A 12,534-nucleotide genomic window follows, 5' to 3' on the forward strand; every position below is an offset into this window, starting at 1 on the left:
CCGCGGCGGATTGGTTGCCGCCGACTCCCCCGTCAGGAGGGGGGTGACCTCCGGGACGTGCGGGTGGCGGCCGAGCTGCCGGGCCCGCCCGTCCTCGATGAGCGCGGCGATCAGCTGGTGGTCGACGGGCTGGCGGGCGAAGCGGTTTGGTGCGGCCGGGGTGTCCTGCCGCAGGCTGGTCGGCTCGGTCTCCGGCAGCAGACCGCCGCTCCAGCCGAAGCCTGCCGGGAGGCTGTCGGCGCCGCCGCTCGGTTCGGGGGGGTCGATCAGGCCAACCCGGGGCAGTGCCGCGCACCCCGTACCACTCTCACCATGGACATGCCATATTGAGGATGACCATCCCCCACGAAAGGTCACCTCCATGGCATACAAACGCCTGGCGGGCCTGACCGCCGGTGCCGTCGTCGTCGCCGCGGCCCTGCTGCCGCAGGTGGCGCAGGCCGGCACCGGCGCGCACGCCACAGCGGGCCGCGCCACCAGCACCGGCCGTGCCCACGGCGGGCACCGTACGGTCGTCATCTACCGTGTGCCCACGCGCCATCCGCTCGCCGACGCCGAGCGGCTCGCCGACTCCGGATACGACCTTCTGGAGAAGCGGCAGGGCAGCACCCTGTTCGTCTCCGGCGACGCCTCCACCGCGGCCGGACTGCGGCGGCTCGGCTTCACCCCCGCGATCGCCACGACGCTGACCGAGGCGATCCCCTCCCGCACCGCGATGACGCGTGCCGCCGCGGGCGACACCTTCGACGGCGGCTACCACACGGTCACCGCGCAGTACTCCCACCTGGACAGCACCGCGTCCCAACACCCCGATCTCGCCAAGGTGGTGACGTACGGTCAGTCATGGCTCAAACAGCACGGACGCGGCGGCCGCGATCTCAAGGCGATATGCATCACCAAACTCCAGGCGGGCGACTGCGCGCTCAGCCCGAACTCGGCCAAGCCGCGCTTCTTCCTGATGAGCCAGATCCACGCCCGCGAACTGACGACCGGTGAGATGTCGTGGCGCTGGATCGACGCACTGACCAGCGGCTACGGCAAGGACTCGGCGATCACCAAGTTGATGGACACCACCGAGATGTGGGTGGTGCCCGACGCCAACCCCGACGGCGTCGACATGGTCGCGGCGGGCGGCGACAACCCCGTCCTCCAGCGCAAGAACGCCGACGACGCGCACGGCTCCCGGTGCGGAGTGAGCGCCTACAGCCAGATCGGCGTCGACCTCAACCGCAACGCCGACACTCACTGGAACACCTCCGGCACCTCCAGCGCCCCCTGCGACCAGACCTACGACGGCCCCTCGGCCGACTCCGAGGTGGAGAACGGCGCTCTGGAGAACCTCTTCCGCGAACTGTTCCCCGCCGTCCGCACCGGCACGGGCGACACCGCCCCGGCGCCGTCGGACGCCAAGGGCATGATGATCACCCTGCACAGCGACGCGAGCATGGTGCTGTTCCCCTGGGAGTACGACTCCACCGTGCACACCGGCAACGACACCGCCCTGCGCGCGCTGGCCGCGCACATGGCCTCGCTGACCGGCTACCAGTACGGACAGGCGGGCGAGATCCTCTACAACGCCTCGGGCGGGACCGACGACTGGACGTACGACAAGCTCGGCCTCGCCAGCTTCACCATCGAGATCGGCGACAGCGACGGTGTCGGCTGCGACGGCTTCACACCGCCCTTCTCCTGCCAGGACAGCTACTTCTGGCCGAAGATGGAACCGGCGCTCCTGTACGCCGCCCAGCACGCCGCGTCGCCGTACACCACCACGTCCGCCGCACACCGCTGAAGAACCCGCCTCACGAGGACGGCAGGGTCCAGCGCTGGCCGGTACTCCCCGTGCATGCGGCGAGGGTCAACCGGGTCTTGTTCGTGGCTCCGTTGCTCGCATCGGTGAGACAGAGCCCCGAGACCGGGTTGACGAGTTCGCCCGTGCTGTCGGACTGCCATCGCTGGGCCTCGGTGCCGTTGCAGGTGTGGAGTTGGATCTTCGCGCCGGAGGTCGTCGCGCCGTCGGTGACGTCCATGCAGTCGTTCAGCACCTGGAGGGTGCCGTCGGGGACGACCTTCCAGGTCTGGGCGTCGCTGCCGTTGCAGGTGTAGATCTGGACGGCCGTGCCGTTCGACGTCCCGGCCCCGGCGTCGTCGACGCACTTGCCGGTGGCCGTCTCGGTGACCGGGCCGGCGGGCTGGGCCACGCCGGTGCCCGGGGTGCCGTCGTAGGAGGGCGGTGCGGCCGAGGGGTCCGACGCCCACCCGGTGTCGGCGGTCGAGGAGAGGGTGAAGTCCAGCTCGGCGGACGAGCCGAGCGAGGAGGCCGGCACGTAGGCCTTGTTCCACGCACTGCCGTTGAGCGTCAGGGCCTGGACGTACGGCGAACTGTCCGACGCCGCCGGGGCGTTGACGGTCAGCGTGTGCCCGCCCGCCGTGACCACGGCCGAGGTGAACAGAGGGCTGCCGAGGGCCAGGTCGGCGGTGCCCGGAGTCTCCGGGTAGAGACCGAGCGCTGACCAGACGTACCAGGCGCTCATCTCGCCGAGGTCGTCGTTGCCGGGCTCACCGCCGGCGGCGTCGGTCCACAGCTGGTCCTGGACGGCGCGCACGGTGGACTGCGTCTTGTACGGCTCGCCGACCCAGTCGTACTCCCACGGCAGCCCGATGCTGGGCTCGTTGCCCATGTTGGACTGGATGCCGATCACACTGCCCAGGCCCTGGTAGCCGCTGAGCACGCTGTCCAGGTACGACGCCAGGGACGAGGTGCCGCCCTCCAGGGACGCCAGCTTGGCGATGTTGAAGGGGATCATCGGGGTGTAGGTGAAGGCGTCGCCCTCGGCGAAGTCGTTGCTCGACGTACCGGTGATCAGCTTGGCGTTGAACCCGTCCATCCAGCGGCCGTTGGAGTGCCGTGGCTGGATGTAGCCGGACGACGTGTTGAAGATGTTCTGCCAGTCCTGTGCCCGGTCCTGGAACTTCTTCCGGTTCGCGCTGTCGCCGAGTGCGCCCGCGAACGCCGACAGGGCGAAGTCGTCCGTGTCGTACTCCAGTTGGGTGGAGGTGGTGGCGTACTCGTGGCAGCAGCCGTACAGCGAGTTGGTGGGCAGATAGCCGAACGAGTCCAGGTAGGTCACACCGGGGGTGACGTCGGTGTCGGCGGTCTGTTCCTTGATCATGGCGGACAGGGCCGTGGCGGTGTCGAAGTCGCGTGCGCCGAAGGCGTAGTAGTCGGCCAGCACGGGCACGGCCGGATCGCCGACCATGATGTGGGTCTCACCGGTGTTCATGCCCCACTTGGTGAGCGTGCCGCCCTGCTGGTAGTCGTTGACGATCGACTGCGCCATGTCGGAGGCGGCCTTGGGGTCGAGCAGCGCGGTGAGTTGGGCACCCGAACGGTAGGTGTCCCAGTTGGAGAAGTCGGTGTACTGGGCGGCGTGGCCGCTGGTCACGGTGTGCACGGCGCCGTCGTAGCCACGGTAGGAGCCGTCGGCGTCGCTGACCACGCTGGGGAAGAGGGAGGCGTGGTAGAGGGCGGTGTAGAAGACGTGCTGCTGGTCGCCGGTGCCGCCGCTCACCGTGATCTTCGACAGTTCGTCGCGCCACGCCGTCGTCGCGGCGGACTTCACGTCGGCGAAGCTCTTGCCGGTGACCTCCGCGTCCCGGTTGGCGGCCGCCTCGGCCGTCGACGTGTAGGAGATGCCGACCCGGGCCTCGACCGTCCGGCTGCTCGTGGTGTCGAAGGTGAGGTACTCGCCGCCGCTGTAGCCGGCGGCGGCGAAGGGGTGGTCGAAGGTGAGGGCGAAGTAGACCGTGAAGGGATTGGCGGCCTCGCAGAAGCCGGTGCTGGTCACCGAGCCGGTCACCGTGCCGTCGCCGGTCACGTTCAGCGTCGAGGAGGCGTACGGGGTCTGCGTGCCGTTCAGTTTGAGGAGCAGGCCGGCCTGGGTGGAGGCGGGGAAGGTGAACCGGCCGATCCCCGCGTGCGTGGTCGTGGTGAGAGCCACGCCGGTGCCGTTGCCGAGGGAGACGGAGTAGGAGCCGGGTGACGCCGTCTCGTTCGCGTGGGAGAACGACTCCGTCGTGGAGCCGGGGTCGGAGCCGATCGAGCCGGCCACGGGGAGGATGGGCAGATCCCCGGCCGCGTCGCAGCCGACGCCGGAGACATGGGTGAGGCTGAAGCCGGAGACGGCGGAGTCGGCGTAGTTGTAACCGCCGCCCTTGGGCCGCGAGGTGGTGTCCGGGGACCACTGGATCATGCCGTGCGGGACGTCGGCGCCGGGAAAGGTGTTCCCGGCGCTGAAGTCGCTGTTGGAGCCGGTGCCGATGTAGGGATTGACCAGCGGCACGGGGTCGGAGACGGCCGTCGCGGCCCCTGCCGACGGGGCGAGCTGGCCGGGCAGGGCGAAGGCGAGTGCCGTCGCACCGGCCGCCAGGACCCGCAGCAGCGTGCGGGAGTTCGGGGCGTCAGCCACGGGTGAGCACCTCGCCGAGCACGCCGTTCGCCGGGGCGGTGATCCAGTCGGTGGAGATGTACGAGGCACCGTCGGCGGCGAGTTCGGCCACCCGGGCCTGGGCGTCGGCCAGGGAGGGGTCGGACGAGCTGAGGGCGGGCGACACGTCGTAGGCGTCGGTGACGACCGTCAGATAGTGGTTGGCGTCGTACCACTGGGTGTCGCCGTCGCCGACCCAGGCGGCCGCGTCCGCGTCGAAGACCACGAACCAGGGGCGCAGGGTGCTGTCGCTGTAGCGGGTGCGCGGGTCCACCGCCTGTGCGCCGAGCACGCTGGGGAAGACGGCGGCCCGGTCGATGGTCCCGGCGGCGGCCAGGTCCTTGAGGTGCTGGGCGTAGACGACGTCCACCCAGGTGGAGGCGGGGTCGACGGCCTGCTCGAAGGTGCCCGGGATGATCTCGACGACCGCCTTGCCGCTCAGGGCGGCGTTCGCGGCCCAGTTGTTCGCGCGGGCGGCCGTGTCGAGGTCGGGGTAGCGGCTGCCGTCGCTCTTGGTCAGCAGGTCGGCGGGGGTGTAGAGGGTACTGCCGAGGTGTGCCTTGACGTAGGCGTCGAACGAGGTCGGGTTCATTCCGAGGGTGTTGTCGAACCCGTTCTTCATCTCGATCTTGACCATGAGCGGGTGGCCTGCGGGGTGGGCCTGCAGCCAGATCCGGATGTCGTCGAGGCAGCTGTCCAGGTTCTGGTTGCGGTCGCCCGTGTGGAGGTCGGCCGCCGTATTCGCCTTGACACAGTTGTTGTCGCTGCCCAGCGGGTTGCTGTGGCTCACGTTCCACTTGCCGGTGAACACGTTGGCCCAGGTGTCCAGTTCCACCAGGGAGGTGCCGGTGTCCAGGGCGTCGGCGAGGTAGGTGTACGCCGACTTGTCGTTGTACGTGTTGTGGATGCCGGTGCCGGACACCTCGGCCAGCGTCGCCCCGCCAAGGTCGGCGGCGTGCGCGGCCGGCATCGTCGTCGCGGCGAGCAGCAGAGCCGAGACGGCCAACAACAGGGCCCGCACTCTTCGGCTAATCATGTGCATGCCAATCCCCTCTGGCAGTGCTCGGTGGTGGTCGCGCAGAGCCTAGGGGTGCCGGACGTCCATTCGCTACGCCTCGGTAACCGCTTTCCCAACATCCCGGAACCGTTACGGGTGTTGCGCGAGACGGCGCTCCTCCGCACTGCTCCGGCACGGCTGCTCAAGCAGGGCTGCTCAGGCAGGGCTTACTCCGACGGAGTCCAGGGAGCGGACAGCAGATCTGCGACGCTGCGCCGGACGCGGAGCTCCGGCGGCGCTTCGGCCGCCTTCCCCAGCGCGATCATGGAGACGATCGCCCATCCCGGGTTCGGGCTCAGTTCCTTGGTGAGGCCTTCCAGGTCGAACGCGCGGAACTGATGGGCCGCCAGCCCCATCGCCTGGGCCTGGACGGTCATGTGGGCGATGGCCTGGCCGAGGTCGTAGTCCGCGAACTCGGAGTAGAGCAGCTGTGTCTCGTCGACGTGGCGGTGCGTCAGGGTGACGACGAGCAGGCCCGCGTCCGTCGCCCACCGGGCCGAGCTGGGCGCGAGGTGACGCACCACCCGCTCGTGCTCCGGCTCACCGGGCCGGCTCGTGAAGAAACCCCAGGGCTGGGAGTTGCCGGCGGACGGCGCCCACCGCGCGGCTTCCAGCAGCAGCCCCAGGCAGTCGTCGTCCACGGCGGCCGACGGGTCGAACCGGTAGGGGCTGAACCGTCCGGCCAGCAGAGGATGGATGCCGGCGGGCGGTTCGTGATCGCGTCGCATGCCGGGGTGCAACCAGCCGGCCTGCGGCCGTATTCCCCACGTCGGCGGAGGTCAGGGCGCGCGCCAGGACGGCCGCACCGTCGTCATCGCGCGCGGCGGCGTACAGCGGTCGGTCATCCGATCGCCTCCGTTCCGCGCAGGTATCCCTTCGTCAGCTCGCGCAGCCGGTCGGGCCCGAAGCTGCGGCCGTGGCCCGGGTGGACGACGGAGACGTCGAGGTCGGTGAGGTGTTGCAGGCTGCGCCGGTAGCACGAGCGGTCCGACTCGGGGAGGTCGTCGATGAGGTCGCCGTTGTAGATCACGTCGCCGGAGTACAGCGCGCCGGTGCGTTCTTCGAGAAGCGCGATGCATCCGGGCGTGTGACCGGGCAGGTGGAGGACGGTCAGCGTCCGGCCGCCCACGTCGACGGTGTCTCCGCCCCGGAGCAGGTGGGTGACCGTCGTCGGACCGGGGTCGTAGCTCCTCGGGTCGTACGCGGCGTACGGCAGCGCGTCGATCAGGAGGTCCGGTACGGCTTGGCCGTCCGTGTCGAGGCCGAGTTTCTCGTAGAGTTCGGCCCCGTACAGGCTCGCCGGGACCCCTTTCGCCAGCACCTCGGCGGCGGCGACGTGCGCGGCCCGCTCCCGGAACTCGTGGGCTCCGCCGACGTGGTCCAGGTGGGCGTGGGTGAGGATCACCAGCGGGTCCCGCTCGAACAGCCCCGGAATCTCCCGGCGCAGGGCCGCCACGCCGAGACCGGCGTCCACGACGATGTCACGGTCGGTTCCGCGCAGCCACCACAGGTTGGCCCTCAGCAGCTTGTCGGCATGCGGTTCGGTGATCCGTACGACGCCCTGGTCCACCTCATGCAGCTCGTACCAGTGACCGGGGCGGTGCGGCAGTTGGTGCGGGTTCTGCCGGACCGGGCCCGCAGGGCCGGGCGTGACCGGCGTACCGCCGTCAGCGGAGAAGCTCATGCCCCACATCTCAGCAGAACGTCGGCCGGGCGGACCAGAGATGTGGTGTCGCGTGGGAGGTGATGGCCGCCACGGGCGTACTCAAACGTTCCTCTTCGCACCGCGCCCGGCCGGCGACCCGGCGTGACCCTGGTGTGACGGCTCTCCGGCGGGGCACCCGGCAGGGCCCCTCCATGGCCTCCGGACCTGCTCCGGGGAGGGTTCCGGTTGCAGGCTGTGGTGTGTGCCTGTGCGCTGGTGGGGAACGTGCTCCGTCCGGGTGCGCACCCGGGGAGAGGAGCCCTTGTGACGGCGTCGATGCCGGCGGCGGGCGGCCGCCGGGCGGGACCTCAGGAGCCCGGATACCAGCCGGACCCGCAGCGGTGGCGGGCCCTGTGGGTCACCCTGGTCGCCGGCTTCATGAGCCTGCTGGACGTGACCATCGTGGCGGTCGCGCTGCCCACCATCCAGCGTGACCTGCACGCCTCCGCCGCCCAGGTGCAGTGGGTCGTCTCCGGCTACGCCCTCAGCTTCGCCCTCGCCCTCGTCACCGCCGGGCGGCTCGGCGACGCGCTGGACCGCCGCCGTATCTTCCTGCTGGCCCTCAGCGGCTTCGTGGTTTTCAGCGCGGCCTGTGGAGCGGCCCCCGACATCACGCTGCTGGTCGTGGCCCGGCTCGCGCAGGGGCTGGCGGCCGGGTTCATGGCGCCGCAGAACTCGGCGCTGATCCAGCAGCTGTTCCGCGGCGCCGAACGCGGCCGTGCCTTCGGCTTCTTCGGCGCGACCGTCGGCATCTCCTCCGCCGTCGGCCCGCTGACCGGCGGCGCCATCCTCGCCCTGGCCTCCGGTGCGCAGGGCTGGCGCTGGATCTTCTACGTCAATGTCCCCATCGGCGTCGTCGCCGTCCTCCTGGCCCGCCGTCTGCTGCCCCGCGCCCTCCGCTCGGGCCGAGGGGGCGGCCGGCGGCGGGGCCGTGTGGACCTGCCCGGGGTCGTGCTCCTCGGCCTCGGTGTCCTGGCGCTCATGTATCCCCTGGTCCAGGCCGACTCGGGCGGTCTCGGCCGGCTGTGGTGGCTCTTCCCCGTCGGCGTCGTCCTCCTCGCGGTCTTCACGCAGTGGCAGCGCCGGCTCGTCGCCCGGGGCGCGCAGCCGCTGCTCGACCCGCGCCTGTTCAGCACCGTGCGCGGCTACGCCATCGGTGCCTGCGTCGGCACGCTGTACTTCATCGGATTCAGCGGTGTCTGGCTGGTCTTCGCGCTCTTCTACCAGCACGGCCTGGGCTACTCCCCGCTCCGCTCCGGCCTTGCCGTCACTCCCTTCGCCGTCGGGTCGGCGAGCGCCGCCGTGATCGCCGGCCGGCTCGTGGAGCGGTTCGGCCGCACGCTCACCGTCTGCGGCCTCACGGGCGTGCTCGTCGGCCTGGGCGGCACCGCGCTCCTGCTGCGCTACGCGCCCCTCGGCACCGCGCCCTGGGCCGCCGCTCCCCTGCTGTTCCTCGGCGGCGTCGGCAGCGGTTTCGTGGTCTCCCCCAACATCACCATGACCCTGCGGGACGTCCCCGTGCACATGGCCGGTGCCGCCGGCGGCGCCCTGCAGACCGGACAGCGACTCGGCGCCGCGGTCGGCACCGCCGCCCTGCCCGGTCTCTTCTACGTCACGCTCGGCAGGAGCGGCCACTACCCCACCGCCCTCTTCACCGCGATCGGCGCCGCCCTCGTCGGCATGGCGGCCTCCCTGGCCCTCGCCGCGTACGACTGGCGACGCGACCGGACACCCGGCCGACCCTGAGACCTGCCGCACCCACCGGCCACCCTAACCCCTAAAAGAAGCCTTGACAGGTTACATTGCGCCGTGGTCGTGCTCCTCCACGGCTTCCCGACCAGCTCGCACATGTTCCACGGGCCGATCCCGGCGCTCGCCGACCGCTGGCAGTACGTCAACGGCGTCCCCGACCCCAGCCTCGTCAGCCCCGACAACCGGGTCCACGACCAGGCACTGCTGGACCGCCCCGGCAACGACGAGATCCAGCTCGGGCTGTTCCGCGACTATCCCACCAACCTGGACCTCTACCCGCAGGTCCACCAGTACTTCCGCGACTCCGGAGTGCCACTGCCGGCGGTCTGGGGAGCAGGCGACGAGATCGTCGGCCCCGCGGGCGCGGAGGCGTTCCGCCAGGACCTGCCCGATGCCGAGATCCATCTGCTCGACTCCGGGCACTTCGCCCTGGAGAGCCACCTGGAGTCCATCACCGGACACATCCGCGACTTCCTCGCACGCGTCCTCGTCCCCTGACCCTCCGGATCGGGCGGCCGTACCGGTAGGGCCGGATCGCACTTACCCGCGGGCTGCCGACGGTGCTACACCGAAAAGGGGTTGTTTCGGACCACCCCGTTGCCCTGCGCGGATTCGAGGAGGGTTCATGAATGCCTCGACCGACACCGTGGCCGATCCGGCCGCCTCTGTTGATCAGCGGGACGAACCGACCGTACACATACTCTGGATCAACGCCGGTCTGAGCTGCGACGGGGACTCGGTCTCCCTGACCGCCGCGAGCCAGCCGAGCATCGAGGAACTCGCGCTCGGAGCACTGCCCGGCCTGCCGAAGGTGGCGGTGCACTGGCCGTTGATCGACTTCGAGTGCGGTCCGGCACAGGGGGCGGACAATTTCGTCGACTGGTTCTTCAAGGGCGAGCGGGGCGAGATCGACCCGTTCGTGCTGGTCGTGGAGGGGTCCATCCCGAACGAGCGGGTCAAACCCGAGGGTTACTGGTGCGGCTTCGGCGACGATCCGGAGACCGGCCAGCCGATCACCACCAGCGAGTGGCTCGACCGGCTCACCCCGAGGGCACTCGCCGTGGTGGCCATGGGCACCTGCGCGACGTACGGCGGCATCCACGCGATGGCGGGCAACCCCACCGGCGCCATGGGGGTGCCCGACTATCTCGGCTGGGACTGGAAGTCCCAGGCGGGCATCCCGATCGTGTGCGTCCCGGGCTGCCCGGTGCATCCGGACAACGCCTCCGAGACACTGCTCTACCTGCTGTACCAGGCCGCCGGGGCCGCGCCCATGATCCCGCTGGACGCGGAGCTGCGGCCGACCTGGCTGTTCAGCGCCACCGTGCACGAGGGCTGCGACCGGGCCGGCTACTACGAGCAGGGGCAGTTCGCCGAGGAGTACGGCTCGCCGCAGTGCCTCGTGAAGCTGGGGTGCTGGGGCCCGGTGGTGAAGTGCAACGTGCCCAAGCGCGGCTGGATCAACGGCGTGGGCGGCTGCCCGAACGTCGGCGGCATCTGCATCGCCTGCACGATGCCCGGCTTCCCGGACAAGTTCATGCCGTTCATGGACGAGCCGCCCGGGGCGCACATCTCGTCGACGGCCAGCACGGTCTACGGCTCGGTCGTACGGCGGCTGCGGCACTTCACGGAGCACACCGTGGACCGGGAACCGAAGTGGCGGACCAAGGGCGAGAAGCTCACCACGGGCTACCGAGCGCCGTGGTGACGGGAATCGGAGCGGCATCATGGCGACGGTGAAGGACAAGTCGGCCGGTGGCAGCCTGGTGGAGATGTCCTGGGACCCCATCACCCGCATCGTGGGCAGCCTGGGCATCCACACGAAGATCGACTTCAAGGCCAAGCGGGTCGCCGAGTGCTACAGCACCTCCTCGGTCTTCCGCGGCTACAGCGTCTTCATGCGCGGCAAGGACCCGCGGGACGCACACTTCATCACCAGCCGCATCTGCGGCATCTGCGGCGACAACCACGCCACGTGCTCGGTGTACACGCAGAACATGGCGTACGGCGTCGTACCCCCGCACCTGGGCGAGTGGATCATCAACCTCGGCGAGGCCGCGGAGTACATGTTCGACCACAACATCTTCCAGGAGAACCTGGTCGGGGTCGACTACTGCGAGAAGATGGTCCGGGAGACCAACCCGGGCGTGCTGGAACTGGCCGAGCGCACCGAGGCCCCGCACGCCGCCGAGCACGGCTACCGCACCATCGCCGACATCATGCGCTCGCTGAACCCGCTGGAGGGCGAGTTCTACCGCGAGGCGCTCCAAGTCAGCCGCTACACACGGGAGATGTTCTGTCTGATGGAGGGCCGCCATGTGCATCCCTCCACGCTCTACCCGGGCGGCGTCGGCACCGTCGCCACGGTGCAGCTCTTCACGGACTACCTCACCCGGCTCACCCGCTACGTGGAGTTCATGAAGCGCGTCGTCCCGCTGCACGACGACCTCTTCGACTTCTTCTACGAGGCGCTGCCCGGGTACGAGGACGTCGGCCGGCGACGGGTGCTGCTGGGCTGCTGGGGCGCGCTGAACGATCCGGAGCACTGCGACTTCAGCTACGCCCGGATGTCCGACTGGGGCCGGCACATGTTCGTCACCCCGGGCGTCATCGTCGACGGCAAGCTGATCACCAACGACCTCGTCGACATCAACCTCGGCATCCGCATCCTGCTGGGCTCCTCGTACTACGAGGACTGGGCCGGGATGGAGAAGTTCGTCGAGTACGACCCGCTCGGCAACGAGGTCGACGAACGCCACCCCTGGAACCAGCACACCATCCCCGCCCCGCAGAAACGCGACTTCGAGGACAAGTACAGCTGGGTGATGTCCCCGCGCTGGTTCGACGGCACGCACCACCTCGCCCTGGACACCGGTGGCGGTCCCATCGCCCGGCTGTGGTCCACGGCCCTGTCCGGGCTGGTCGACATCGGATATGTGAAGGCCACCGGAGACAGCGTCCAGATCCGTCTGCCGCGCACCATGACCAAGCCGGAGACCACCCTGGAGTGGCACATCCCGAAGTGGAGCAACGCCATCGAACGCAACCGCGCACGCACCTACTTCCAGGCGTACGCGGCCGCCGCGGCACTGCACTTCGCCGAGCAGGCGATGGCCGAGGTCCGGGCCGGGCACACCCAGACCTGGGAGAAGTTCGACGTGCCGGACGAGTCGATCGGCTGCGGCTTCACCGAGGCCGTCCGCGGAGTGCTGAGCCACCACATGGTCATCCGCGACGGCAAGATCGCCAACTACCACCCGTACCCGCCCACCCCGTGGAACGCCAGTGTCCGCGACACCTACGGCACCCCGGGTCCGTACGAGGACGCGGTGCAGAACACGCCGATCTTCGAGGAGAACCCGCCGGAGACCTTCAAGGGCATCGACATCATGCGCGCCGTGCGCAGCTTCGACCCCTGTCTGCCGTGCGGTGTGCACATGTACGTCGGCGGCGGGCGGACCGTCGAGCACACGCACCTGCCCACCGGCCTGAGCGGGCTGTCCGCCTGATCCGGCCTGACCCCGCGTGAGAGG

The 12,534-nt window shown here is 70.0% G+C and carries 8 protein-coding genes and 1 pseudogene; 5 read left to right on the forward strand and 4 right to left on the reverse strand.

Annotated features, from left to right (window positions below):
• The first annotated feature begins 361 nt into the window (after positions 1–361).
• Positions 362–1,792, forward strand: a complete 1,431-nt coding sequence (locus tag AC4OXY_RS07200) for a M14 family zinc carboxypeptidase (RefSeq protein WP_356033109.1) — start codon at positions 362–364, stop codon at positions 1,790–1,792.
• A 10-nt stretch (positions 1,793–1,802) separates the two neighbouring features.
• Here AC4OXY_RS07200 and AC4OXY_RS07205 read toward each other — a convergent pair whose 3' ends face one another.
• From AC4OXY_RS07205 to AC4OXY_RS07220, 4 genes are all read right to left on the reverse strand, one after another.
• On the reverse strand, positions 1,803–4,469 hold the full coding sequence (locus AC4OXY_RS07205; protein WP_491993478.1) for a lectin: 2,667 nt from the start codon (positions 4,467–4,469) through the stop codon (positions 1,803–1,805).
• On the reverse strand, positions 4,462–5,523 hold the full coding sequence (locus AC4OXY_RS07210; protein WP_402068168.1) for a PI-PLC domain-containing protein: 1,062 nt from the start codon (positions 5,521–5,523) through the stop codon (positions 4,462–4,464). The genes AC4OXY_RS07205 and AC4OXY_RS07210 overlap by 8 nt, the downstream gene beginning before the upstream one ends.
• Before the next feature lie 188 nt (positions 5,524–5,711).
• A complete protein-coding gene (locus AC4OXY_RS07215; RefSeq protein WP_376288263.1) occupies positions 5,712–6,272 on the reverse strand; it encodes a nitroreductase family protein in 561 nt (186 codons plus the stop codon).
• Between the two features lie 113 nt (positions 6,273–6,385).
• Complete coding sequence (locus AC4OXY_RS07220; RefSeq protein ID WP_356033119.1) at positions 6,386–7,228, reverse strand: MBL fold metallo-hydrolase; 843 nt, start codon at positions 7,226–7,228, stop codon at positions 6,386–6,388.
• Between the two features lie 297 nt (positions 7,229–7,525).
• Between AC4OXY_RS07220 and AC4OXY_RS07225 the strand changes: the two genes are divergently transcribed.
• The 4 genes and pseudogenes from AC4OXY_RS07225 (at position 7,526) to AC4OXY_RS07240 (ending at position 12,510) form a co-directional block, all read left to right on the forward strand.
• Positions 7,526–8,995 (forward strand): MFS transporter, encoded by a 1,470-nt coding sequence (locus AC4OXY_RS07225; protein WP_356033221.1) that lies wholly within the window; start codon positions 7,526–7,528, stop codon positions 8,993–8,995.
• A gap of 129 nt (positions 8,996–9,124) precedes the next feature.
• Positions 9,125–9,499, forward strand: a pseudogene (locus tag AC4OXY_RS07230) (alpha/beta fold hydrolase); the annotation flags it as partial.
• Between the two features lie 127 nt (positions 9,500–9,626).
• The gene (locus tag AC4OXY_RS07235; protein ID WP_376288262.1) at positions 9,627–10,709 is read left to right on the forward strand and encodes an NADH-quinone oxidoreductase subunit B family protein; all 1,083 of its coding nucleotides are present in this window, start codon (positions 9,627–9,629) and stop codon (positions 10,707–10,709) included.
• Positions 10,710–10,728: 19 nt separating this feature from the next.
• Positions 10,729–12,510: a nickel-dependent hydrogenase large subunit gene (locus AC4OXY_RS07240; RefSeq protein ID WP_376288261.1), complete on the forward strand. Its 1,782-nt coding sequence runs from the start codon at positions 10,729–10,731 to the stop codon at positions 12,508–12,510.
• Positions 12,511–12,534: the final 24 nt, after the last annotated feature.

Source organism: Streptomyces sp. HUAS MG56 (assembly GCF_058673395.1).

What these genes read in the sequence shown, in the direction of transcription:
- AC4OXY_RS07200 (WP_356033109.1), top strand. Translation starts at nt 362, where the DNA reads ATGGCATACAAACGCCTGGCGGGCCTGACCGCCGGTGCCGTCGTCGTC.
- AC4OXY_RS07210 (WP_402068168.1), bottom strand. Translation starts at nt 5,523, where the DNA reads ATGATTAGCCGAAGAGTGCGGGCCCTGTTGTTGGCCGTCTCGGCTCTG.
- AC4OXY_RS07215 (WP_376288263.1), bottom strand. Translation starts at nt 6,272, where the DNA reads ATGCGACGCGATCACGAACCGCCCGCCGGCATCCATCCTCTGCTGGCC.
- AC4OXY_RS07220 (WP_356033119.1), bottom strand. Translation starts at nt 7,228, where the DNA reads ATGAGCTTCTCCGCTGACGGCGGTACGCCGGTCACGCCCGGCCCTGCG.
- AC4OXY_RS07225 (WP_356033221.1), top strand. Translation starts at nt 7,526, where the DNA reads ATGCCGGCGGCGGGCGGCCGCCGGGCGGGACCTCAGGAGCCCGGATAC.
- AC4OXY_RS07235 (WP_376288262.1), top strand. Translation starts at nt 9,627, where the DNA reads ATGAATGCCTCGACCGACACCGTGGCCGATCCGGCCGCCTCTGTTGAT.
- AC4OXY_RS07240 (WP_376288261.1), top strand. Translation starts at nt 10,729, where the DNA reads ATGGCGACGGTGAAGGACAAGTCGGCCGGTGGCAGCCTGGTGGAGATG.